Source organism: Pseudomonas sp. NBRC 111124 (genome assembly GCF_001320245.1).
GTDB lineage: Bacteria > Pseudomonadota > Gammaproteobacteria > Pseudomonadales > Pseudomonadaceae > Aquipseudomonas.
Genome location: NZ_BCBA01000055.1, coordinates 13,999 through 38,176 on the forward strand (window position 1 = coordinate 13,999; position 24,178 = coordinate 38,176).

General features: G+C 64.9%; 19 protein-coding genes and 1 pseudogene. 7 read left to right on the plus strand and 13 right to left on the minus strand.

Translation table 11 applies throughout. The features are described 5' to 3' along the window. Positions 1-33: 33 nt before the first annotated feature. The 3 genes from APH28_RS20915 to ptsP are packed head-to-tail and all read right to left on the minus strand — an operon-like array spanning position 34 to position 5,560. Complete coding sequence (locus tag APH28_RS20915; RefSeq protein WP_060512433.1) at positions 34-1,764, minus strand: PTS fructose-like transporter subunit IIB; 1,731 nt, start codon at positions 1,762-1,764, stop codon at positions 34-36. Then, entirely contained in the window at positions 1,761-2,708 is a 948-nt protein-coding gene (pfkB, locus tag APH28_RS20920) for a 1-phosphofructokinase (protein WP_060512434.1), read from the minus strand. The genes APH28_RS20915 and pfkB overlap by 4 nt, the downstream gene beginning before the upstream one ends. After that, positions 2,708-5,560, minus strand: coding sequence for a phosphoenolpyruvate--protein phosphotransferase (gene ptsP, locus APH28_RS20925; protein WP_060512435.1), 2,853 nt, complete (start codon positions 5,558-5,560; stop codon positions 2,708-2,710). The genes pfkB and ptsP overlap by 1 nt, the downstream gene beginning before the upstream one ends. A gap of 297 nt (positions 5,561-5,857) precedes the next feature. Between ptsP and cra the strand changes: the two genes are divergently transcribed. Together cra and APH28_RS20935 are read left to right on the plus strand one after the other, a co-directional pair. After that, on the plus strand, positions 5,858-6,853 hold the full coding sequence (gene cra, locus APH28_RS20930) for a catabolite repressor/activator (protein WP_060512436.1): 996 nt from the start codon (positions 5,858-5,860) through the stop codon (positions 6,851-6,853). 2 nt (positions 6,854-6,855) lie between these two features. Next, positions 6,856-7,632 carry a TatD family hydrolase gene (locus tag APH28_RS20935; protein ID WP_060512437.1) on the plus strand — a complete coding sequence of 259 codons (777 nt, stop codon included), beginning with the start codon at positions 6,856-6,858 and terminating at the stop codon, positions 7,630-7,632. A 9-nt stretch (positions 7,633-7,641) separates the two neighbouring features. Here APH28_RS20935 and APH28_RS29560 read toward each other — a convergent pair whose 3' ends face one another. The 5 genes and pseudogenes from APH28_RS29560 to APH28_RS20955 all read right to left on the minus strand — a co-directional run bounded on the left by APH28_RS29560 (position 7,642) and on the right by APH28_RS20955 (position 13,532). After that, the gene (locus APH28_RS29560) at positions 7,642-8,355 is read right to left on the minus strand and encodes a methyl-accepting chemotaxis protein (protein WP_371263103.1); all 714 of its coding nucleotides are present in this window, start codon (positions 8,353-8,355) and stop codon (positions 7,642-7,644) included. Positions 8,356-8,499: 144 nt separating this feature from the next. Next, a pseudogene (locus tag APH28_RS29565) lies at positions 8,500-9,621 on the minus strand (HAMP domain-containing protein); the annotation flags it as partial. 277 nt (positions 9,622-9,898) lie between these two features. Continuing rightward, the gene (gene ampE / locus APH28_RS20945; RefSeq protein ID WP_060512439.1) at positions 9,899-10,729 is read right to left on the minus strand and encodes a regulatory signaling modulator protein AmpE; all 831 of its coding nucleotides are present in this window, start codon (positions 10,727-10,729) and stop codon (positions 9,899-9,901) included. After that, the gene (gene ampD, locus APH28_RS20950; RefSeq protein ID WP_060512440.1) at positions 10,726-11,298 is read right to left on the minus strand and encodes a 1,6-anhydro-N-acetylmuramyl-L-alanine amidase AmpD; all 573 of its coding nucleotides are present in this window, start codon (positions 11,296-11,298) and stop codon (positions 10,726-10,728) included. The genes ampE and ampD overlap by 4 nt, the downstream gene beginning before the upstream one ends. 89 nt (positions 11,299-11,387) lie before the next feature. After that, complete coding sequence (locus APH28_RS20955) at positions 11,388-13,532, minus strand: DUF1631 domain-containing protein (protein WP_060512441.1); 2,145 nt, start codon at positions 13,530-13,532, stop codon at positions 11,388-11,390. 246 nt (positions 13,533-13,778) lie between these two features. On the opposite strand from APH28_RS20955, the gene nadC reads away from it, so the two are divergent. Continuing rightward, on the plus strand, positions 13,779-14,627 hold the full coding sequence (gene nadC, locus APH28_RS20960; RefSeq protein ID WP_060512442.1) for a carboxylating nicotinate-nucleotide diphosphorylase: 849 nt from the start codon (positions 13,779-13,781) through the stop codon (positions 14,625-14,627). Between the two features lie 55 nt (positions 14,628-14,682). On the opposite strand, the gene trxB is transcribed toward nadC, so the two are convergent. Then, complete coding sequence (gene trxB, locus APH28_RS20965) at positions 14,683-15,645, minus strand: thioredoxin-disulfide reductase (protein WP_060512443.1); 963 nt, start codon at positions 15,643-15,645, stop codon at positions 14,683-14,685. A gap of 311 nt (positions 15,646-15,956) precedes the next feature. On the opposite strand from trxB, the gene cysZ reads away from it, so the two are divergent. Further along, entirely contained in the window at positions 15,957-16,685 is a 729-nt protein-coding gene (cysZ, locus tag APH28_RS20970) for a sulfate transporter CysZ (protein WP_060512444.1), read from the plus strand. A 49-nt stretch (positions 16,686-16,734) separates the two neighbouring features. Here the strand turns inward: cysZ and APH28_RS29345 are convergent, their stop codons facing one another. Next, the gene (locus tag APH28_RS29345) at positions 16,735-18,051 is read right to left on the minus strand and encodes a PAS domain-containing methyl-accepting chemotaxis protein (RefSeq protein WP_060512445.1); all 1,317 of its coding nucleotides are present in this window, start codon (positions 18,049-18,051) and stop codon (positions 16,735-16,737) included. Between the two features lie 178 nt (positions 18,052-18,229). Between APH28_RS29345 and APH28_RS20980 the strand changes: the two genes are divergently transcribed. Then, complete coding sequence (locus APH28_RS20980) at positions 18,230-19,444, plus strand: glycosyltransferase family 1 protein (RefSeq protein WP_060512446.1); 1,215 nt, start codon at positions 18,230-18,232, stop codon at positions 19,442-19,444. Here the strand turns inward: APH28_RS20980 and APH28_RS20985 are convergent. The 3 genes from APH28_RS20985 to APH28_RS20995 form a co-directional block, all read right to left on the minus strand. Beyond that, a complete protein-coding gene (locus APH28_RS20985; protein ID WP_060512447.1) occupies positions 19,413-20,516 on the minus strand; it encodes an NADH:flavin oxidoreductase in 1,104 nt (367 codons plus the stop codon). The two genes, APH28_RS20980 and APH28_RS20985, sit on opposite strands and share 32 nt — an antisense overlap. A 124-nt stretch (positions 20,517-20,640) precedes the next feature. Next, positions 20,641-21,123, minus strand: a complete 483-nt coding sequence (locus APH28_RS20990) for a glutathione peroxidase (RefSeq protein ID WP_060512448.1) — start codon at positions 21,121-21,123, stop codon at positions 20,641-20,643. Between the two features lie 146 nt (positions 21,124-21,269). Continuing rightward, positions 21,270-21,755, minus strand: a complete 486-nt coding sequence (locus APH28_RS20995; RefSeq protein WP_060512449.1) for a peptidylprolyl isomerase — start codon at positions 21,753-21,755, stop codon at positions 21,270-21,272. Here APH28_RS20995 and APH28_RS21000 point away from each other — a divergent pair. Together APH28_RS21000 and pta are read left to right on the plus strand one after the other, a co-directional pair. Continuing rightward, positions 21,754-22,056: a DUF3565 domain-containing protein gene (locus tag APH28_RS21000; RefSeq protein ID WP_060512541.1), complete on the plus strand. Its 303-nt coding sequence runs from the start codon at positions 21,754-21,756 to the stop codon at positions 22,054-22,056. The two genes, APH28_RS20995 and APH28_RS21000, sit on opposite strands and share 2 nt — an antisense overlap. Positions 22,057-22,087: 31 nt before the next feature. Next, the gene (gene pta, locus APH28_RS21005) at positions 22,088-24,175 is read left to right on the plus strand and encodes a phosphate acetyltransferase (RefSeq protein ID WP_060512450.1); all 2,088 of its coding nucleotides are present in this window, start codon (positions 22,088-22,090) and stop codon (positions 24,173-24,175) included. Positions 24,176-24,178 lie beyond the last annotated feature (3 nt).

Sequence of the window (24,178 nt, forward strand, 5' to 3'; positions counted from 1 at the left end):
CCGCGAAAGGGCCGGCAATGCCAACAGAAGGCGCTAGCCTTTCACGGGTGCAACAGCCAACTCCACTCGCTCGCTCTTCTTGATCACCGCATACACCACTGCAGTCACCAGGCTGCCCGCCACGATCGCCAGCAGATACAACAGCGCATGGTTGATGGCATTAGGAATCAGCAACACGAAGAGCCCGCCATGCGGCGCCATCAGCTTGCAGCCGAAATACATCGACAGCGCACCGGTCAAAGCGCCACCGGCAATGCTCGCCGGGATCACCCGTAGCGGGTCCTTGGCTGCAAACGGGATCGCCCCTTCGGAGATGAAGCACAGCCCCAGCGCCAACGCTGCCTTGCCCGCCTCGCGCTCGCTCTGGGCGAACTTGCGCCGGGCCAGGAAGGTGGCGATGCCCAGCCCGATCGGCGGCACCATGCCAGCGGCCATGGTCGCCGCCATCGGCGCATAGCTGGAAGACGCCAGCAGCCCTACCGAGAAGGCATAGGCAGCCTTGTTGATCGGCCCGCCAAGGTCGACGCACATCATCCCGCCCAACAGCAGCCCGAGCAGGATGGCGTTGGTGGTGCCCATGCTGTCGAGGAAGTGCGTCAGCCCTTCGAGCATCGCCGCCACCGGCTGGCCGACCACGTAGATCATCACCAGGCCAGTGAACAGGCTGGCCAGCAGCGGGATGATCAGGATCGGCTTGAGCGCCTCCAGGCTGCTTGGCAGGCGGGCCCAGCGGGCGATGGCCTTGGCGCTGTAGCCAGCGAGAAAGCCGGCGACGATGCCGCCGATGAAACCGGCACCCAAGGTGCCGGCCAACAGGCCGCCGATCATGCCCGGCGCCAGGCCCGGGCGGTCGGCGATGGACCAGGCGATGTACCCTGCAAGCAGCGGCACCATCAGCTTGAACGCCGCCTCGCCGCCGATCTGCATCAGCGCGGCCGGCAATGTGCCCGGCTGCTTGTAGGCCTCGATGCCAAAGACGAACGACAGGGCAATCAGCAAGCCGCCAGCCACCACCATCGGCAGCATGAACGAAACACCGGTCAGCAGATGCTTGTAGACACCGGCTTTTTCAGTCTTGGCGGGAGTTGCGGACGCCGTGTCCGCAGCACTCTCGACCTTGGCCTCGGCCAGCGCCTTTTCCAGGGTCGCACGCGCCTGCTTGAGGGCGATACCGGTGCCACAACGGTAAATACGCTTGCCGGCAAAACGTGCCGTCGGCACCTCGATATCAGCGGCCAGCAGCACCACGTCGGCATCGGCGATGGCCTGGGCCGACAGCGGGTTGCGCGCCCCGACCGAGCCCTGGGTCTCGACGGTGAGCTGGTAATCCAGCTGTTGCGCCGCCTGTTGCAAGGCTTCGGCGGCCATGAAGGTATGCGCCACCCCCGTCGGGCAGGCGGTGACCGCAACCAGGCGTACAGCCGCCGAAGGCACCGCGCTGGCCGCTTGCGCAGCCAGCACTTCGGCCTTGCCCGCCGCCTCGTCGAGAAAGCCCTCGCGGTCGGCCAGGGCCTGCGCCGGGGTGCTCTGGTACAAACGCTTGCCGGCGAAGCGCGCAAGGTCCACCGGGCCGGTGGCAACCACCAGCACCCAATCGGCCTCGGCAATCTGCGCAGGCGTCAGCTGACGCTCGGGATGCTCGGCATCCTGTACCTCGACACTGGTGCTCCAGCCCCGACGCTGGGCGGCAGCAGCCAGCAGGCGGGCACTGAGCACGCTGGACACCTGCCCATTTGGGCAGGCGGTGACAATGGCGATGTTCATCGGCAACCCTCTTGTTGTTCTGTCAGTTGCACGGCGGCTTCCAGCTGCGCGAGCTGCTCGCGGTCGCAGATGCCAAAACCCACTTGGGTCACGGCCTGTGCGGCGATGGCCGTGGCGCGGCGCAAGGTCTGCCGTGGGCATTCCTCGGCAAGCAGGCCGTGGACCATGCCGGCGACCAGCGAATCACCCGCGCCCACGGTACTGGCAACCCGCACTTGAGGCGGGCGTGCCTGCAGCGCTTGGCCAGCAGCAAACCAGCAGACGCCCTGCTCGCCCGCCGACACCACCACATGCTCGACACCACTGGCCAGCAGTTGCTCGGCAGCGGCGCGCTGCTCAGCGGCGGTCAGCACGGCCAGCCCCAACACTTCGCCGAGCTCTTCGGTATTGGGTTTGACCAGCCAAGGCGAACTCTGCAGCCCGGCACGCAACGCCTCGCCACTGCTGTCGAGGGCCACTTTCAGCCCTTGTGCCTGCAATTGCTCGAGTAGCTGGCGGAACCACTCGGGGCTGACCCCACGCGGCAGGCTGCCGGCCACAACCACTGCGTCGTGCCCTGGTGCCACCTGTGCCAGGCGCTGCAGCAGCTCGGTGCGGGCTGTTTCGTCGACCTCCGGCCCCTGGCCGTTGATATCGGTGACCCGGCCATCGGCCTCGACCAGCTTGAGGTTGCTGCGGGTTTCACCGGCCACGCGCACGAAGCAGTCGGCGAAGCCGCGCCGGGCAATCAACGCCTCGAACGGTTGCGGGTTGTCGAGGCCCAGAAAGCCCCCGACGGTGACGCTGTGGCCCAGGTCGGCCAGCACCTGGGCCACATTCAGGCCTTTGCCCGCGGCGTGACTTTGTTGGGCCTGGGCCCGGTTGACGTGCCCGGGACGCAAAGCGCCGAGGCTGACGGTGATGTCCAGCGCAGGGTTCAGGGTCAGGGTCAGAATCTTGGCCATCAGTAACGCTCCACCAGCGCGCGAACCGCCGCGGCGCTGTCCTGTTGCAAGGCCTCGCGCGCCAGGGCGCGAGCCGTTTGGTGATCAGCCTGGCGCACCAGGGCTTTGACTTCGGCAATGCTGCGGGCAGCCACGCTCAGTTCGTCCACATCCAGGCCCAGCAGCACAGCCACCGCCTGCGGGTCGGCGGCCAGTTCGCCGCACACGCCCACCCACTTGCCCTCGGCGTGGGCGGCGCGCACCGTCATGTCGATCAGGTTCAGTACCGCCGGGTGCAGGCCGTCGGCCTGGGCAGAAAGGCTCGGGTGGCCACGGTCGATGGCCAGGGTGTACTGGGTCAGGTCGTTGGTGCCGATGCTGAAGAAGTCCACCTCACGGGCCAGCTGCGGCGCCAGCAAGGCGGCGGATGGCACTTCGACCATGATCCCGACCTGCAGGTCGGCGACCGGGATTTCCAGGCGCAAGCGCTCGACCATCGCGCGCGCTTCGCGCCACTCGTGGATTTGCCCGACCATGGGGAACATGATGCGCAGCGGCCGCTGATCGGCGGCGCGTAGCAAGGCGCGCAGCTGGTCTTCCATGATCTGCGGGCGCTGCAAAGTCAGGCGCACACCGCGCACGCCGAGGAACGGGTTTTCTTCGGTGTCGATCGGCCAGTATGGCAACGGCTTGTCGCCGCCCACATCGAGGGTACGCACCACCAGTGGCCGACCGCCGAGGCCGTCGAGCACACGGCGGTACTCCGCTTCCTGGGTGGCCACGTCGGGTGCCTGCGAATGGGCCATGAAGATCAGCTCGGTGCGCAGCAGGCCAACACCCTCGGCGCCCTGATCTACCACCGTGTCGATGCCGCTGCTCTCGCCGATGTTGGCGAACACCTCTACAGCATGGCCATCGCGTGTCACTGCCGGCTCATGGCGCTGGGCCCAGGCGGCTTGCAGCCGTTGTTCGCGCTGGTCGCGCTCGGCCAGCGCCCGTTGCAGCTCGTCAGCTGGCGGTGCGACGCTGACCACGCCGCGCTGGCCGTCGAGCAGCAACGGGGTGCCGGAATCGAGCAGCAGGACCGCCGGGCCCGCGCCGACCACGGCTGGGATGCCCAAGGCGCGGGCGACGATCGCGCTGTGCGCGGTGGCACCGCCGTAGGCAGTGACGATGCCGGCGACGCGGGTTGGGTCCAGGCGGGCGACATCGGAGGGACCCACCTCGCCCATCACCAGTACGTAGGGTTGTTCCGGTTCGGTCTGGGCGTGCACGCCGCATAACTGAGCCAGCACACGGCGGCCAATGTCGCGCAGGTCGGCAGCGCGCTCGGCCAACAGTGCATCGTGCAGCGTTTCCTGCTGGCGCGCCGCCGCCTCGATCACCGTCATCCACGCCGCGGCCGCACTTTCGCCCTGGGCCAGGCGTGCGTCGACATCGTCACTCAGGGCCGGGTCGGCGAGCATTTCCTGGTGGGTAACGAAGATTTCGCAAATCGACTTGTCGCTGCGCTGCACCAGCGCCTGCAACTCGCCGTGCACAGTCTCAAGCGCGCTACGCAGCTTCAGGCGCTCCTGCGTCAGCGACTCACCGCGCAGGGGGTAATCGATATCGCGCTCGACGCAGACATGCGCCGGCCCGCTGGCAATACCCGGGGATGCACTGACGCCCTGGATGCGGCTGCCTGCAACAGGCGCCTGGAGTGCTGCGGCTGCGCTGGCAACGGCCGAGGGGGTAGTTTGCACCAGCGGCTCGACCTCTTCGCCCAAGCCTTGCTCGATGGCGGCCAGCAGTACTGGCAAGGCATCACCGGCAATCGACGGTTCGGCGCTCAGTTCAAGCTCCTGGCCACGGCGCGCGCCGAGGCTGAGCAACTTGCTCAGGCTCTTGATCGACACCGCCGGCTGCGCGCTGTCGAGCACGCGCAGGCGAATTTCGCCCTCGAAACCCTTGGCCAGTTGCGCCAGGATCTTCGCCGGGCGGGCGTGTAGCCCATGGGGGTTGGCCAGCACAACCCGCGCAGTGGGCCAGTCAGCCGGCGCCTCACCGCCCAGCACCTCAAGTACCGCACGGCTGCTGGTGGCCTGATAGAGCGTTTGCCCGCGGCCTTCGATCAGCACTTCGCACAGGCGTTCAAGCAGGGCCTGGTGGGCGGCACCGAGGCTGGCCAGGCAGAACAGGCCATTGAGCGGCTGGTCACGATAGCGCAGGGGCTGCTGCGGGGTGATGAAAGCAAGGCCTGGTTGACGCACCTGGCGCTCGCTGTGCAGCCACCACAGGCCCTCGCCCAGTGGCAGCGGTTCGGCCTGTTGCAGCACGGCGGCGAAGCCGCTGTCGACACAACCGGCGCGCTGCAGCAGACGGGCACCGCGCCAGGCCAGTTCATCAAAATCTTCAGCCGGCAGGTTCAGGCCAACCAGCTGTGCGTCCAGCGCCAGCTCTTGCGGCGCGCCTTGCAGCAATTTGAGCAAGGCTTCGGCGGAGCTGGCCCGGCGCAATGCCTCGGCCAGGTCGGTTTCGCCGAGGGCGCGGGTCAGCAGCTGCAGCAGGCGCAGGTGTTCGTCGGAACGGGCGGCGATGCCGATGGCCAGGTAGACGATCTGGCCATCGCCCCAGTCCACGCCTTCGGGGAACTGCAGCAGGCGCACGCCCGTGGCGAACACCAGCTCGCGGGTCTGTGGGGTGCCGTGAGGGATGGCGATGCCCTGGCCAAGAAACGTCGAGCCTTGCGCTTCGCGTGCCTGCAGGCCTTCGAGATAACCCTCGGCAACCAGGCCGTCGGCCACCAGCTGATCCGCCAGCAGGCGCAACGCCCCGGCCTTGTCGACGGCCTTCTGGCCCATGGCTATCTGCTCTTTGGCGAGCTCGAGCATGACCTTCTCCTTTTGCAGCCCCAGCTTGGTTTTGATGCCGGGTACTGAGGTATTGTTGTGATATTCACAGAATCAGCCAGTTCGACAGCCTTTCACGGCAGGCAGCCGAGGCAGAAAAATTAATAGCTGAAACGTTTAATCTGACCAAGCGGCCACGTTACTCGATAATCTGCCAAGGAAAAAGCCCCAGCCTGTCGGACAATTGCGACAATGGTCGCCTGCGCGAGGCGGCCAATCCGGGTCAAACTATCCGGTCCTGGTTCCGTAGCCAGTCCCGGTAATAACAAGGAAAATTCGGTGAAACTCAGCGATATCGCCCGTCTGGCCGGTGTGTCAGTGACCACTGCCAGTTATGTCATCAATGGCAAGGCCGAACAGCAGCGCATCAGCAACAGTACTGTCGAGCGGGTGCGCGCGGTGGTCGAGGCCCATGGCTTCACCCCCAACCCGCAAGCAGCCGGCCTGCGCAGCCGGCACACCCGCACCTTGGGCTTCATTCTCCCGGATCTGGAGAACCCCAGCTACGCCCGCATCGCCAAGCAGCTGGAGCAAGGCGCCCGCGCCCGTGGCTACCAGCTGCTGATCGCTAGCAGCGACGACCAGCCCGACAGCGAGCGCCAACTGCAGCAACTGTTCCGCGCCCGCCGTTGCGACGCGCTATTCGTGGCCAGCTGCCTGCCGCCAGAGGACGATAGCTACCGTGAGTTGCAGGACAAAGGCCTGCCGGTGATCGCCATCGACCGGCGCCTGGACCCGGCACACTTCTGCTCGGTGATCAGCGACGACCGCGATGCCAGCCGCCAACTGGCCGACAGCCTGCTGGCCACCACGCCGAAAAGCATCGCGCTGATCGGGGCACGCCCGGAGCTGTCGGTCAGCCAGGCCCGTGCCGGCGGTTTCGACGAAGCGATGCAAGGGTTCGACGGCGTTGTCCGCCGCTACCAGGGCGAGGGCTTCAGCCGTGAGTGCGGCCAACGCCTGATGCATCAGCTGATCGACGAACACGGCGGCCTGCCGGATGCCCTGGTGACCACCTCCTACGTGCTGCTGCAAGGGGTGTTCGACACCTTGCAGGCGCGCCCGGCTGACTCGCGCCAGCTGCACCTGGGCACCTTCGGTGACAACCAGCTGCTCGACTTCCTGCCGTTGCCGGTCAACGCCATGGCCCAGCAGCACGGCCTGATCGCCGCCACTGCGCTGGAACTGGCCCTGGCCGCCATCGAGGAAAAACGCTACGAGCCCGGCGTGCACGCCATTGGCCGGACGTTCAAGCAACGCATCAGCGCGGCCTGACCATGCGCCTGATCGACACCCACACCCACCTGGACTTCCCCGATTTCGATGCCGACCGCCCGCGCCTGCTGGCCAACGCGGCGGCACGCGGGGTGGAGCGCATGGTGGTGCTGGGGGTGTATGAAGCGAATTTCCAGCGGGTGTGGGACCTGGCCTGCGCCGAAGGCAGCGTGCAGGCGGCGCTGGGGCTGCATCCGGTCTACCTGGACCAGCACCGGCCGGAGCATCTGACGCAGCTGCGCGAATGGCTGGAGCGCCTGCAGGGCGACCCACGGCTGTGCGCAGTGGGCGAGTTCGGCCTGGACTATTACCTGCCAGAACTGGACAAGGCGCGCCAGCAGGCGCTGTTCGAAGCGCAGCTGCAGATGGCCTGTGACTTCGCACTGCCTGCCTTGCTGCATGTGCGCCGCAGCCACGCCCAGGTGATTGCCACGCTCAAGCGCTACAAGCCGGTGCGGGCGGGAGTGATCCATGCGTTTGCCGGCAGTTACGAAGAGGCGCGCGAGTACATCAAGCTGGGTTTCCGGCTTGGCCTGGGCGGTGCAGCGACCTGGCCGCAGGCGTTACGCTTGCGCAAGACCCTGCCGCGCCTGCCGCTGGAAAGCATCGTGCTGGAGACCGATTCGCCAGACATGGCCCCGGCGATGTTCGCCGGCCAGCGCAACAGCCCGGAGCATCTGCCCGAGATTGCCGAATCGCTGGCCGAATTGATGGGCATCGAGGTCGAAGTCTTGGCTCAAGCCAGCAGCCGAAATGCCTGTGAGCTTTTCGGCTGGTAGTGCCGGCACTTAGACCCTGAACGCCCCGATCAAGCGCTTCAATTCCACCACCTGCGTCGAAAGTACCCGGCTGGCATCCTCGGCCTGGCAGGCCCCTTGAGTGGTGTCCTGCGCCGCCCGATTGATCGCGACGATGTTGCGGTCGATGTCATTGGCCACCGCCGTCTGCTGCTCCACCGCCGCCGCAATCTGCTGATTCTGCTCGACGATGCCACCCACAGCCCCGAGGATATTGCCCAGCGCCTGCTGCACCTGGCGTGCTTCATCGACAGTGCCCGCAGCCATCTGATGGCTGCTGCCCATCGCTCGTACCGCCTGCTCCACGCCATCGCGCAGGCGCTGGATCATCTGCGCAATTTGCGCGGTGGAGTCCTGGGTACGCCGGGCCAAGGTGCGCACTTCATCGGCCACCACGGCAAAGCCACGCCCCTGCTCCCCGGCCCGGGCGGCTTCGATGGCCGCATTCAACGCCAACAGATTGGTCTGCTCAGCAATGCTGCGAATCACCTCCAGCACCTGGCCAATCGCCTGGCTGTCGTCGGCCAGCCGATTGATCGCCAGCACGGTCTGGTCGATTTCCTCGGCGAGGCGACCGATGCTGTCTTGCTGGCTTGCCACAAGGGTGCGGCCATTGGCGCTTTCCAGGTTGACCTGCTGCGCCCCATTCGCCGCCAGCGCGGCACTGCGCGCAACCTCCTGCACGGTGGCGCTCATCTGGTTCATCGCCGTGGCGACTTGCTCGATCTGTTCGCGCTGGCCACTGACCGCCTGGTTGCTGCGCGCCGACACCGCCAGCACTTGCCCGGCCTGTTCCTCGACGGCCACAACGGTGCGCCCGACTTGATCGATCAGGCCGCGGATGCGACGCACGGTTTCGCTGAAGCCTTGACCCAACTCGCCCAGTTCATCGCGGCTGTTGGCCTGGAAGCTGACCGTCATGTCACCCGCGGCCACTTTGTCCATGGCGCCGCCCAGCCGCCGCAACGTGGCCCGGGTCGACACATAGAAGCCGCCATACAGGTACAGGATCAGCAGGAAGACACCGGCCAGCACCGCCCCCAGGGCGAGCATGCGCAGGCGCTGCTCGACCAGGCGCTCCTGCAACAGCTGTTGCAGATGCCCGAGTACGGCGTCGTTCAAGCGATAAGTCTGTGCCATCAGCTCACTGACCTGCTGATAGAACACCGGCCAAGGGGCCTCGAGGGTCTGCGCCACGACCACTTGGTCTTCGAACAAAGACGCGGCCTGCCTGAGCGTCGCCTGGCTGCCTTGCGCTAACCCCGCCAGGGCGGCTGTAGAGCCAGGTTCCGTGGCCAGGGCATCGTCCAGGCGCAGGGCATACTCTGCCGCCAGGCGCTCCAGGCGTTGCAGCACATCTTCGAAACGCGCACTGCCAGAGGAGTCGATGAAGCCCCGCCCCAGCGCAATGGCGCCGATAGCCCGGCCCTCACCCAAAGTTTGCGTGACCTGCGCCGTGGCGACCCCGAGCAGTTCGCTCAACTGGCGTACCGAAGCCTGGCGGTCCTGGCTCAAACCTGCTTGGCTGACCACCTGTTTGCCCAGCAGCTGGCCCTGGGCCTGCAGCTTGTCGAACAGTGCGGCCTTGTTCTGCAACGAAGACTCCGACCGGGCGGCGGCAAATGCCGCAGTTAGTTCTTCGAGCTTGTCTGGCGGTACCGCCTGATCACCTTGCAGTGTGTGCAGCTGCGCCTGGACCTTGTCCTGCAACGCCGCGATTTGCGTTTCCACATCCCCGGCCTGGCCCGACTGCCCGAGCCCGGCATTGATCTGTAACAGGTTGCCAAGCGCCTCCAGATCGGCGCGCAGGGTCAGGCTGTCCGCCAGCGGCGCTATGCCCTGCAGCTCGGCGCGGGTGGCCTGGAACTGCTGATAGGCATCGCGCACCAGATAAAAACTGGTGGCCAGCATGGGCAGGAAGAACAGGACGCTGATGAGGCTGAACTTCTGACCGAAACTCAGCCTGTTCATCAGTGCGATGGCCGGGTAGAGCAAACGCTTCACGGGGCACCTCCATGGATTCTTGTTGTTCTGCAGAGATAGCACTAGGCCACTTGTATATCGCAGATCGAATCGGAGGTTTGTAACTTAAGGTTAACCAAAGGCCACGACGGCCACTGTAGGAGCGGCCTTGTGTCGCGAAAGGGGTGCGAAGCGCCCCCAGCATTTCAGCTTCGCCGCATGAATTGCCGGGGCCGCGTTGCGGCCCTTTCGCGACACAAGGCCGCTCCTACAACGACCGCGGCGGCTATACCAGCACAGTCCACAGGGCAAACCCTGCATACCAGAGCACCGCACTGCGCAGCAGCAGCTCCCACAGACTGTCCAGCCGCCCCAAACCACGCTGGGGGTCTTCTTCCTCGAGAATGTCATCGGCAATGCGCCCGACCCTGGCCACCAGGTGCCCGGCGCTGATGTGCCAGTTGAGCAGTTCGTGCAACATCACCCGCATCACCGCGACGAAGTTGCCGACCAGCGCGAAGCTCAGGGCGAGCACGCGCACCGGCAGCCAGTCCATGATGTGCCGCAGCTGTTCGGCGCGGGCCTTGAGCGCAGGTTGGCGACTGTGTTCGACGGTCAGCGCCAGCAGGCGATAGGCCAGCGCCGCGGCGGGGCCGAGTACGAAGTACCAGAAAATCACGGCGAAGAAGCTCTGGTAGGCCTGCCACAACAGGTAACCCTGTACCCGCACCAGCAGGCTGTGAGGCTCGTCAGCCGCCAGGCCAAGGTCGCGCTCGGCCACATGCAGCGCGGCCTGATCGTCGCCACGCCGCCAGGCATCTCGGAATGGCCCAAGGGAACCCTTGGCATCGCCCCGCCCCAAGCTGTAGACCAGCACCAGCAAGTGCAACGGCAAGGCCAGCAGACCGTAGGCCACCGGGTCCAGCACGTGCAGCACCAACACCAGCAGCGCAACGGGTGCCAGCACCAGAATCGCCAGCGTCCACCAAGGATGGACCTTGCCGGTTCGCTCCAGGCGCACCAGCTCGCCCAGGAAAAAACCGTCTCGTTGTACCTGATGGCGCAGTGCAGAGAACTTCTCTACCCAAAGCGCCAGTAACAGCACCAGAAAACTCATGCGTCGTCCTCGTTGTCCTGAACGGCCTTGCGGTAACGCGCCCAGTCGAACGCCGGGCCGGGGTCGGTCTTGCGCACAGGAGCAATGTCGCTGTGGCCTTGGATACGCGCAAGGTCGATCACCGGCCAGGCAGCCTGGATCTGCCGGGTCAGTTGCTTCAGCACAGCGTACTGGGCATCGGTATAGGGCAGATCGTCGGTACCTTCCAGCTCGATACCGATGGAGAAATCGTTGCAGCCCTCACGCCCGTCGAAATTCGACACACCAGCATGCCAGGCTCGGTCGAGCAACGACACGAACTGGGTCACCGCACCGTCGCGCTCGACGAACACGTGCGCCGAGACGGTCAAGTGGCTGATGCTGGCGAAGTAGGGATGCTCGTTCGGGTCCAGGCGGTTCTGGAAAAACTGCTGGACCTTGCCGCTGCCAAAGCAGGCCGGCGGCAGGCTGATGTTGTGGATCACCAGCAGGGAAATCGCTTCACCCTCTGGGCGGGCGTTGAAGTTCGGCGAAGGGCAGTGGGTGATTCCGTTTCCGTGGAACCAGCCAGTGGCACGGTCCAATTGCATGGGGCAGATCCTGAAAAGCACCGGTACAGAGCTGCAGTATGCCTTGCGTACGGGCCGCTGTGCATGTGAATGATTGTAATGCCTTGGGCTCAAAGCACCTGCTGCTGGCGCAGGCCTTGGAGCACGCTTTCCAGTGCCCGCTCGAACAGCAGCCCATCGTCCAGCAGCCGCACCGCGCCACGGCGCAGGGCCTGGGCCAGGCTGACCGTGTTCCATTCGCGCACCTTCATCCCGGTGCGGTTGGCGAACACCAGCCGGTCGCTACTGTCGATGCGCGCCACCAGCTTGCAGCGCAGCGGCTCGTCATCGTCGAGCATTTCGACCCAGCTACCGATCCGCAGGCGCTGCACTAGGCGCAGCTCTGCCGCTTGCTCATCAAGTTGATGCAGCGGCGCGCAGGCGGACTCGTCGGCAATGGCCAGTACGATGTCTTCGGCCACCAAGATTTCGGCCAGTTCGTCGCTGCCAACTGGCCGCGCAGCCCCCTCGCACGCACGCAAGTGCAGCTGCTCCAGTTGCTGGAAGAACTCGCGGGTGGCCGCCGAGTCCAGCGCCACGCTGGCCAGGCCGTCACGCAGGGCCTTGAGCAGGCCTGGCACTTGTTGCAGCAACGCCTGCGGCGACTGATGCGGGGCAATGCTGGCGAGCAAGGTATCCATGGTCGCCAGCGCTTGCTGCCAGGCCTGGGACCCCTCGCCATGCTTGAGCCAGGCCAGCAACAGCACCTGGCTCCAGGCCTGCACCAGCATGTGCACCACCACCTGCGGCAGCGTATGACCACGCAGACGCTGGTTAAGCGCCTGCTGTACCTGCTGGCGGGCCTGCAAGGCACGGGCGCGGCCTTCTTCGGCATCGCGCGTGCGCTGCTCCAGCAGTTCGTTGCGCCGGCGCTCGTCCTGGCTGAAGGCCAGGAAGTCCTCCAGCAGCTCGGCGAACAGCCCGGCATCTTCGGTGAAATCATTGAGCAGGCGCTGAACGATGCGCTCCACACGCAGATGCAGGCTGTCGCGCAGGCCTTCGCTGCCAGTCTCCCAGCCGATCGCGGCAGCGGCGATCTCGTTTAGCAGGCGCCGCGCCGGGTGGCTGGCACGGCTAAACAGGCTTTTGTCCAGCAGCGCCACCTTGAGCAGCGGAATATGTAGGCGAACGACCAGTGCGCGCAGGCTCAGCGGCAGGTTATCGTCGGCGGCAATGTAGGCGAACAACAGGCCGACCAGATAGATCATGTCCTCGTCGGCGCAGGCGATTCGCCGGCGGGTACCGCTGCGCACACTGACCCGCAGTAACAGCTGTTCAAGCTGCTGGCCCAGGTCGAAGTCGTCATCGTCGATGGTGGCCGGCACATAGTGCTGCAGGTGCGAAAGCAGGCGCAGCAAGTCGGCGGTGCTGATCGGCTGGGCGCTGGCGGCGGCTTGCACGCGGGGAGCGACGCGCCCGCGGCACGGCACCAGCAGGCCTTCCAGCGAACGCATGAAGGCGTGCCCGGCACTGTCTGCCGCCCTGGCATCAGGTTCGAGGTTGGCCGACACACGCCGCGAACCCAGACGACGGTCCTCGGCGCGCCGACGTGGTGCCGGCTGCAGTTCCGGCATCACGCCGGCAGCGGCCAGCAACTGGTTGGCTTCGGCATAAAGCACGTCGATGTCACGCAGCACATAGCGCTCGAACAACTTCAGCAGTATCAGCTTGACCCGCAGGCCCACCCCCAGGTTGCGCCCGGCATCGAGGAAGTAAGTACACAGCGCAGCAGGCCCGAACGGGTTGTGCTGTTCGTCGAAACTGCGCGGGAGCAGGCACTGCAAGCGTTTGCCAAGTTGTTCGAGCGCGACGCCATCGCGCGACAGCACCCGCGCGACCATCCCGTCGACAGCGACGGTTCGCTCCATTTGCGCCTTGTTCTTCTCCCCCAACTGGCCTAGCGGGTCGAACTGACCGATGCGCGCGAAGGTGTCGTAGAAAATGTCGAGAAAGCCGCGTTCGATGCTCTTGCGCTTCAGGCGCAGGTCACGCATGGCCTCGAAGTACAGGTTCTGGTCGAAGCGGTCAACGGCGCGGTCGGCCATTTCGAACAGCGTGTCGTCAGCATTGTCGAACAGCGCCTGCAGGCCCTGGCGCAGTTGCAGGGCGGCCTTGTCACGCACCTGCAGGAGCAGTACCGGAAAGCAAGGTAAAGGCGTGCGTGCGCCTCGATCGATGGCGGCCGCCAAGGGCACCACCTTGCCTTCTTTTTGCATCCCGGACTCCTTGCTGGGGTGATGTATTCGGTAGGGCGAGAAATCGTCAAAGCTATGACGCCAATTGTTGGACGCCATTATCAGTAAAAAGGCCGACCTCTGCCAGCCTGTCTTTACTGGCGGGTAAGTGACTCTGTTTTCAGGAAATTGCTCACTTCGTCTGACCAATGGTCGTCTGCAAGGCAGCTGTACACGGCGCAGCCCCCCTGCCCTATAATCGCCGGCATCTAGCTTGTGGAGCCGACCATGCCGAACCTACGCCTTGCCGACCTGACCGCCGAGATCGAAGCCAATGTGCGCCGCGCACTGCTGGAGGACATCGGCAGCGGCGACATCACCGCGCAGCTGATCCCGGCCGAGCGCCTGGCCAAGGCCACCATCATCACCCGCGAGGACTGCGTGATCGCCGGCACCGCCTGGGTTGATGCTGTGTTCCGTCAGCTCGACCCGCGCGTGGCCGTGCACTGGCAGGTGGCCGACGGCGAGCGCGCCACCGCCAATCAGCCGCTGTTCCACCTCGAAGGCCCGGCGCGTTCGCTGCTCAGCGGTGAGCGCAGTGCACTGAACTTCCTGCAGATGCTGTCGGGTGTGGCCACCCGTGCGCGCTTCCTCGCCGACCTGGTCGAAGGTACCCAGGTGCAGTTGCTCGACACCCGCAAGACCCTGCCGGGCTTGCGCCTGGCGCAGAAGTACGCGGTCACCTGCGGAGGTTGTCACAATCACCGCATTGGCCTGTACGACGCCTTCCTGATCAAGGAAAACCACATCGCTGCCAGCGGCGGCGTGGCCGAGGCGGTGGCGGCGGCGCACCGCATCGCCCCTGGCAAGCCGGTGGAAATCGAAGTGGAAAGCCTGGATGAACTGCGCCAGGCGCTGAAGGCGGGCGCCGATATCATCATGCTCGACGAGCTGACCCTGGATGAAATGCGCGAAGCGGTACGCATCACCGCAGGCAAGGCCAAGCTGGAAGCCAGTGGCGGGGTCAACGAAACCACCCTGCGAGTGATTGCCGAGACCGGCGTTGACTACATTTCGATCGGGGCCATGACCAAGGATGTGAAGGCCGTGGACCTGTCGATGCGACTAAGCCTGTGAGCGAATCCCAGGCATGAAAAAACCGGCCAATTGGCCGGTTTTTTTATTACCTGAATCAGAACGAGGCGTTGGCCAGGCCGTCCAGGTAACGCTCGACGTCCAGTGCCGCCATGCAGCCGGCGCCGGCCGAGGTGATGGCCTGACGGTAAACGTGGTCAGCCACATCGCCCGCTGCGAACACACCTTCAACGTTTGTAGCGGTGGCGTTGCCTTCACGGCCGCCGGCAACCACCAGGTAGCCGTCTTTCAGGGTCAGCTGACCTTCGAACAGCGAGGTGTTCGGGGTATGGCCGATGGCGATGAACACGCCGTCGACCTTGACTTCGTCGAAGCTGCCGTCGTTGTTCTTCAGGCGCGCACCGGTCACGCCCATATTGTCACCCAGCACTTCTTCCAGGGTGGCGTTGAGCTTGAGCTCGATCTTGCCTTCGGCAACGCGGGCGTTGAGCTTGTCGACCAGGATCTTCTCGGCGCGGAAAGTCTCGCGGCGGTGCACCAGGGTCACCTTGCTGGCGATATTGGCCAGGTACAGTGCTTCTTCCACGGCCGTGTTGCCGCCGCCGACTACAGCGACCGGCTTGTTGCGGTAGAAGAAACCGTCGCAGGTGGCGCAGGCCGAAACGCCCTTGCCCATGAACGCTTCTTCCGACGGCAGGCCCAGGTAACGGGCGCTGGCGCCGGTGGCGATGATCAGCGCGTCGCAGGTGTACTTGCCGCTGTCACCCTGCAGGGTGAACGGCTTGTTGGCCAGGTCGACGGCATTGATGTGGTCGAAGACGATTTCGGTCTCGAAACGCTCGGCGTGTTCCTGCATGCGCTGCATCAGGGCCGGGCCGGTCAAGCCATGGGGGTCGCCCGGCCAGTTGTCGACTTCGGTGGTGGTGGTCAGCTGGCCACCCGCCTGCATGCCGGTGATCAGCAGTGGCTTGAGGTTGGCGCGGGCGGCATAAACCGCGGCGCTGTAACCGGCAGGGCCGGAACCGAGGATGATGACGCGCGAATGACGTACTTCAGACATGTCGAACTCCTGTCGAGCGGGCCACAGGGGCCGCCAGCTGGAAATTAAAAAGGACCCACGCAGCACTTGGGGAAGGCTACAACGCGCAGGCCCAGAAAGCGGAAAGTTGAGCGCACTGTAGCGAGGTGGCAGAGATTAAGGAAATATCCTTCGACAATCCACCTCATAGGCATCCTCTATCCGCGAATTTCACCTGGTCAAACGGCCCTGGCGCATTTGTTACAGCCGGTTTCTTCATGCCCCCCTGCCTTTCGTCGGCGCGGCAAACTCGGTAAGGTCAGCGCGTTTTCCCTTCTCTGCGGAGTGTCCCGATGCAAGCCCCTGTCCTCTCCGGCCCCCAGTACCTGCGCGAAGGCCTGAAACTGGTGCTGAGCCCCAACCTGCGGATGTTCGTGCTGCTGCCGCTGGCGATCAACCTGCTGCTGTTCGGCGGTCTGATCTACTTTGCCGGCCACGAGTTCAGCCTGTGGCTCGACGCGCTGATGCCGACCCTGCCCAGCTGGCTGAGCTTCCTTTCCTACATTCTCTGGCCACTGTTCGTCGCCTTGCTGGTGCTGATGGTGTTCTTCACCTTCACCCTGGTGGCCAACGTCATTGCCGCGCCGTTCAATGGTTTTCTCGCGGAAAAGGTCGAGGTGGTGGTGCGCGGCCAAGACCCGTTCCCGGCCTTCAGCTGGGGCGAACTGGTGGCCATGGTGCCGCGCACTTTCGGCCGTGAGATGCGCAAGCTAGGCTACTTCCTGCCACGGGCCATCGGCCTGTTCATCCTGTCGCTGATCCCGGTGGTCAACGTGATCGCCGCACCGCTGTGGCTGGTCTTCGGCGTGTGGATGATGGCCATCCAGTACATCGACTACCCGGCAGACAACAACAAGATGAGCTGGCAGGACATGCTCGCCTGGCTGCGCCAGAAGCGCTGGCAGTCGCTGGGGTTTGGCGGGATTACCTACCTGGCGCTGATGGTGCCGCTGGTGAACGTGCTGATGATGCCGGCGGCGGTGGCGGGGGCAACGCTGTTCTGGGTGCGCGAACGGAACTGAGGCCGCTGGCCACGAAGTTTGAAGGTCGGGCCGCCAGGCGGCCCTTGCTTCAATGGCTCAGCCGACTGGAAAACTGCCCCACCGCATCCACCACCTTCTTCGCCCCTTCCTGAATCTCGACGATCACCCCACCGGTATCCGCCGCCAACGCCAGCCCTTGTTCGGCCTGGCGCTTGCTGGTGTCGATGATGTCCACCGCCGCCTGGGCCAGCTGTTCGTTCTGCTGCACCACCTTGGCAATCTCCTCGGTCGCGCTGCTGGTACGCGAGGCCAGCTGCCGCACTTCGTCGGCGACAACGGCAAAGCCACGGCCCTGCTCACCGGCACGGGCGGCTTCGATGGCGGCGTTGAGTGCCAGCAAGTTGGTCTGCCCGGCGATGTCGCTGATGGTCTTGATGATTGCGCCAATCACCTTGGACTGTTTGTCCAGCGCCTGGATACCCTCGGCTGCATCTTGCATCGAACCTTCCAGGCCACGCATCACATCCACGGTCTGGGTCACCACTTCGGTGGCTTTGCGGGCGCTGCTGTCGGTTTCCAGCGAGGTGTTGTAGGCGATGTCGGCAGCCTGCGCAACGGCTTGCTCCTGATTGACCATATCGGTGATCACCGTGGCGAACTTGACCACCTTGTACAGCACGTCGTGGGCATCGAAGATCGGGTTATAGGAGGCTTCCAGCCAGATCGTGCGGCCGTGTGCGTCCACCCGCTTGAAGCGGTCGGCCACGTACTCACCGCGGCGCAGCTTGTCCCAGAACGCCTGATAACCGGCAGAGTTGGCTTCGGCCGGTTCGCAGAATATGCGGTGATGCTTGCCGCGCACTTGCTCCAGGCTGTAGCCAACCGTCTGCAGGAAGCGATCGTTGGCAGTCAGTACCTCGCCGTCGAGGGTGAACTCGATCACGGCAGTGGAGCGCATCAGCGCCTTGATCAGGCTTTCGTGCTCACGGGATGCTTCGATCGTGCGGGTCAGGTCGCTGGAGTGCATGGAGAAATGACTGATCCGGCCATCAGCGCGCTTCACTGGCTGCAAGATCGAACGCAGCCAGGCTTCCTGGCCGTTGCCGCGCAGCAGGCGGAAGGCGCCATTGAGGTGTTCACCACGGCTGATCGCGTTTTTCATGCGCTGGTAGAAATCGAGCTTTTTCACGTGCGCGGGCACGATGTCTTCGATGTTGCGGCCAATCAGTTGCTCGGCGCGGTAGAGCATCTCGCTCTCGAAGTTGCCGTTGACCTGCTCGATACGCCCCTGGGGGTCGAGCTGCAACACCAGCATCTCGCTGTCGAGGCTGTTCTTGACCTGCTCGATGGCCATCAGCTCTTCGCGCAGTTGCTGGTTTTCTTTCTTGAGCTTGCTGTTGAACATCACCGCACTCCTGGAGCGCATCAAACCGATTCGGATGCATCTTCATCGGCTGTACAGCGCGGTGCTTGAGCACCCTGCAAGGAAATATTCACTCCGCGAAACTGCCGGAAATCAGGCGTCACCTGAGCGTCACAAAGCTGTCATGTGAGCGCAACGCAGCAGGCGGACACTTTTTGTCATGAATACACCTGCCCTACGCATCTGCCTTGTCAGCGAAACCTTCCCACCCGAAATAAACGGCGTGGCCAACACCCTTGGCCGCCTCAGCGAAGGTTTGCGACAGCGTGGCCACCAGGTAGAAGTCGTTCGCCCACGGCAAGCCAACGATGTACCGGCAGATGATGACCAGGGCCTGTTGCTCTGCCGTGGCTGGGCTCTGCCCGGCTACCCCGGCCTGCAATGGGGCGAAGTGTCGATGCACAAGCTGCTGCGCCGCTGGCGCAGGCAGCGCCCGGACGTGCTGTATATTGCCACCGAAGGGCCACTGGGCCTCAGCGCCCTGCGCGCCGCGCGGCGCCTGGGGGTTGCCGTGGTCAGCGGCTTTCATACCAATTTCCCGCAGTACTCTGGCCAGTATGGCCTCGGCCTGCTGGCGCGCCTGCTCACGCATTACCTGCGCTGGTTCCATCGGCGCACCGCCGCCACCCTGGTACCCAGCGTCAGCCAGCGCCTGGAGCTGGAGCGCCGTGGCTTCGAGCGCTTGGCCTTGATGGCCCGGGGCGTCGATGCCAGCCTGTTCAATCCGGCCCGGCGCAGCCCGGCTTTACGTGAAAGCTGGGGGCTCGGCGCGGACGACATCGCCGTGCTGCACGTCGGTCGCCTGGCCGCAGAAAAGAACCTGACGCTGTTGCAGCCCTGCCTGCAAGCCTTGCAGAAAAAGTATCCACAGCAGCGCCTGCGCCTGGTGGTGGTAGGCGACGGCCCGCAGCGGGCAGCCCTCGAGCAGCAGATACCGGATGCGATGTTCTGCGGCGCCCAGCGCGGCGAAACGCTGGCCGAGCACTACGCCAGCGGCGACCTGTTCTTGTTCCCGAGCCTGACCGAAACCTTCGGCAACGTGGTGCTCGAAGCCATGGCCTCGGGCCTGGCCGTGGTCGCCTACGACGAAGCCGCTGCAGCCCAGCACATCCGCCATGGCCACAGCGGCGCGCTGGCCATGCCCGGCGATCAATGCGCATTCATCGATGCCGCCTGCTGGCTACTGGAAGAAAGCGAGACGTTGCGCCGTGTCCGCCTTAACGCCCGCCAGCACGCCAGTCGCCAAGGTTGGCCGGCGATCGTCGAGCAGTTCGAATCACACCTGTTCAACGCCTGCCACTCGGGCGTTGCCGGCAGCCAGCCGGCAGCACCCGAATTGGTGATCAAGCCAGGGTCGTCAACGCCTCGCGGCTGAATGGCAGCACATCCGCTTCACGCCCTTCGCGCACCTTTTGCGCCCATTCGGCATCCACCAGCAGTGCACGGCCAACCGCCACCAGGTCGAACTCTTCATCGCCCAGACGGCGCAGCAAGCCTTCCAGGCTGGCCGGCTTGGCCACCTTGTCGGTGGCGACCATGAACTGCAGGAACTCGCCATCCAGCCCCACGCTGCCGACGGTAATGGTCGGTTTGCCAGTGAGCGTGCGGGTCCAGCCGGCCAGGTTCAGCTCGGAACCCTCGAACTCTGGCTCCCAGAAGCGCCGGGTCGAGCAGTGGAAGATATCCACACCTGCCGCCGACAACGGCTCCAGGAAAGCAGCCAGTGCTACCGGAGTTTCCACCAGGCGTGCGCTGTAGTCTTGCTGTTTCCACTGCGAGAAGCGGAAGATGATCGGGAAGTCCGGCCCAACGGCAGCGCGCACGGCCTGGATCAGCTCGATGGCAAAGCGCGAACGGCCAGCCAGGTCACCGCCATATTCATCGCTGCGGCGGTTACTGGCATCCCAGAAGAACTGGTCGATCAGGTAGCCGTGGGCACCGTGGATCTCCACGCCGTCCATGCCGATGGCCTTGGCGTCGCGGGCCGCCTGGGCGAAGGCGGCGATTACGTCGCGGATGTCATCATGGGTCATGCCATGCACCAGCACCTGGCCGTCCTTGGCCTTTTCGCTCGGCCCGTACCCCGGCACGCTGGCGTCCGGCTCGGTGCCCAGGCGGCGCACCGTGCCCACATGCCATAGCTGCGGCACGATACGGCCACCTTCGGCATGCACCGCGTCGACCACTTGCTTCCAGCCGGCCAAGGCATCTTCACCATGGAAACGCGGCACATTGGGGTAGCCGTTGGCTGCCTTGTGCCCGACCGTGGTGCCTTCGGTGATGATCAGCCCCACGCCTGCCGCAGCACGGCGGCGATAGTACTCGACCACGCCAGCATGCGGCACGCCACCGGGGCAGAAGGTACGGGTCATGGGCGCCATGACGACGCGGGTCGGCAGCTCGAGCGCGCCGAGGGTGAAAGGCTGGAACAGGGGGTTGCTGGTCATGGGGCGCTTCCGTCTGAGGGAGGAAATGCGCCTGAGGTTAGGGGCAGTTCGAAGCGGGGCCCACCATTATTGATCTGGGTGATTTTGGGGTATCGCCGGGGGTGCGAAGCACCCCGGCAAACGATCAGGTCAGGGCTTTCTCGATTGCCTGCACTACGGTCGGATCATCTGGAGCGGTACGTGGGGCAAAGCGCGCCAGTACCCGGCCATCCTTGCCCACGAGGAATTTCTCGAAGTTCCAGCTGATGTCGCCCGGGAACTCGGCGCCCTCGCCCGCCAGCAGCCGATAAAGCGAGTGGCGCTGCGGCCCGTTGACTTCAAGCTTGGCTCCCAGCGGGAAGCTCACGCCATAGTTGAGGCTGCAGAACTCCTGGATTTCCTTCTCGCTGCCCGGCTCCTGACCGGCAAACTGGTTGCAGGGCAAGCCCAGCACATTGAAGCCCTTGCCCTTGAATTGCTGCTGGAGCTTTTCCAGCGAGGCGTATTGCGGCGTCAGGCCACACTTGGAGGCGACATTGACCACCAGCACTACCTGGCCCTTGAACGGTGCCAGGGGCAGATCCTCGCCGTTCAGCGCCTTCAACGTCAGGTCGTGAAATGCACTCATGATGAATCCCCTCTCAGGTTCCCGGTTGCCGCAGGGGGCAAATTGCGCCCACTAAAAAGGCGCTCTTCCAAGCCGCGCACCTCCCGCTGGGGAGGCATGCCGGCTTGTCCGAGCGCCTGGCGACTTTCTGAGCTTAGCGCAGAAAATCAGTGGTGATGGCCACCTTCGCCGTGGATGTGACGGTGAGCGATTTCTTCTTCGCTTGCGTCACGCACGTCGACGACCTTGACCTTGAAGTTCAGGCGCTGGCCAGCCAATGGGTGGTTGCCGTCGACAGTGATGTCGTCGCCGTCGACGTCGCGGATGGTGACGATCTGCATCTGGCCGTCCGGCGCCGACGCGTGGAACTGCATGCCCACTTCCAGCACATCCACGCCTTCGAACAGGCTGCGGTTCAGGGTGCTGACCAGCTCGGCCAGGTATTCGCCGTAAGCGTCTTCCGGCTCGATGGCAACTTCCAGCTCGTCACCGGCTTGCTTGCCTTCCAGGGCTTTTTCCAGGCCTGGGATGATGTTGGCGGCACCGTGCAGGTAAACCAGCGGCGCACCGCCGGCGGAGCTGTCGATGGTCTCCCCGGCGTCGTTGGTCAGGGTATAGTCGATGGAGACTGCCTTGTTGGCGGCGATCAGCATGGGGCAAGACCTTTTGCAAAAGTATGTAGAGCGGACAAGTGTAACCAAGGCATCGCCCGATTGCGACCGCAGCGCGGACGAGGGGCGACCCATCAGTCGGATCACCGGCTTTCACCAGGACGAAGAAGACCACTGGGTGGTCGAGCTGTCCTGCGGCCACACCCAGCACCTGCGCCACCAGCCCCCGTGGCAGGCACGCCCGTGGGTACTCGACGCCGGCCAGCGCGCCGAGCGCATTGGCCAGCCATTCGCTTGCGGCTGGTGCGCACAAGGGGCCGATAGCGCTACCCTTGGCCGTTGATTCCTTGCACCGCTTATTTCGAGAAGCACGCATGCAGACATTTTTCATTGCGCCGACCGACTTTGGTGTCGGCCTGACTTCCATCAGCCTGGGCCTGGTCCGTACCTTGGAACGCGCCGGGCTCAAGGTCGGCTTTTTCAAGCCGATCGCCCAGCCTCACCCCGGCGACACGGGCCCGGAGCGCTCCACCGAATTGGTCGCCCGTACCCACGGCATCAAGCCACCGGTGCCACTGAGCCTGGCTCAAGTCGAGCGCATGCTCGGCGATGGCCAGCTGGACGAGTTGCTCGAAGCAATCATCCGCTTGTATCAGCAAGCCTGCGTCGGCAATGACGTGGTGGTGGTCGAGGGCATGGTGCCGACCCGCCATGCCAGCTATGCCGCGCGGGTCAACCTGCACCTGGCCAAGAGCCTCGACGCCGAAGTGATCCTGGTCTCTGCCCCGGAAAACGAAGTGCTCAGCGAGCTGTCCGGACGGGTCGAACTGCAGGCCCAGCTGTTCGGCGGCCCGCGTGATCCGAAAGTGCTCGGGGTCATCCTCAACAAGGTGCGCACCGACGAGAGCATGGCCGACTTCGCCACCCGCCTGCGCGAGCATTCGCCGCTGCTGCGCGGCAACGACTTCCGCCTGCTCGGCTGTATTCCCTACCAGCCCGAGCTGAACGCACCGCGCACCCGCGACGTGGCCGAACTGCTGGGTGCCCAGGTGCTCAACGCCGGCGACTACGAGCAGCGGCGGATGAACAAGATCATCATCTGCGCCCGCACCGTGGCCAATACCGTGCCACTGTTGACCCCCGGCACGCTCGTGGTGACGCCTGGCGATCGCGACGACATCATCCTGGCCGTAAGCCTGGCCGCCATCAATGGCGTGCCCTTGGCCGGGCTGCTGCTGACCAGTGACAGCAAGCCTGATGCCCGCATCCTCGGCCTGTGCCGTGGCGCCTTGCAGGCTGGCCTGCCGATTCTCTCGGTCAGCACCGGCTCGTACGACACCGCCAACCTGCTCAACTCGCTGAACCGCGAAATCCCGGTGGATGACCGTGACCGGGCCGAGTTCATCACCGACTTCGTCGCCAGCCATCTGGACGCTGCCTGGCTGCACCAGCGCTGCGGCACACCGCGGGAAATGCGCCTGTCGCCGGCAGTGTTCCGCTACCAGCTGATCCAGCGGGCGCAGCAGGCCAACAAACGCATCGTCTTGCCGGAAGGCGCCGAACCGCTGCTGGTCCAGGCTGCGGCAATCTGCCAGGCACGCGGCATCGCCCGTTGCGTGCTGCTGGCCAAGCCCGAGGAAGTCGAAGCGGTGGCCCGTGCGCAAGGCATTACCCTGCCACCGGACCTCGAGATACTCGACCCCGAGCTGATTCGCGGGCGCTATGTCGAGCCGATGGTCAGCCTGCGCAAGAGCAAGAACCTCAACGCGCCGATGGCCGAGCAACAGCTGGAAGACCCGGTGGTGATCGGCACCATGATGCTGGCCCTGGACGAGGTCGATGGCCTGGTCTCGGGCCTGGTGCACTCAACCGCCAACACCATTCGCCCAGCCCTGCAACTGATCAAGACCGCACCGGGCGCCAGCCTGGTGTCGTCGGTATTCTTCATGCTGTTCCCGGAGCAGGTGCTGGTGTACGGCGACTGCGTGATGAACCCGCACCCCAGCGCCAGCGAACTGGCTGAGATCGCCCGGCAGAGCGCCGAATCGGCGCAGGCCTTCGGCATTGCGCCACGGGTAGCGATGATCAGCTACTCCAGCGATTCGGCCAGTGACGAGGAAGTGGAGAAAGTGCGCGAAGCCACGCGCCTGGCGCAAGCGGCAGAGCAAGGGCTGCTGATCGACGGGCCGCTGCAGTACGACGCCGCTGCCAACCCGCAGGTCGCTCGCCAGCTGGCCCCGCAGAGCCAAGTGGCCGGGCGGGCGACGGTGTTCGTGTTCCCCGACCTGAACACCGGCAACACCACCCACAAGGCGGTGCAGCGCAGCGCCGACGGGGTCAGCCTGGGGCCAATGCTGCAGGGGTTGCGCAAGCCGGTGAACGACTTGCCACGGGGCGCGCAGGTGGACGATATCGTGCATACCATCGCCCTGACGGCGATTCAGGCCAGCAGCATCCGCTGAAGT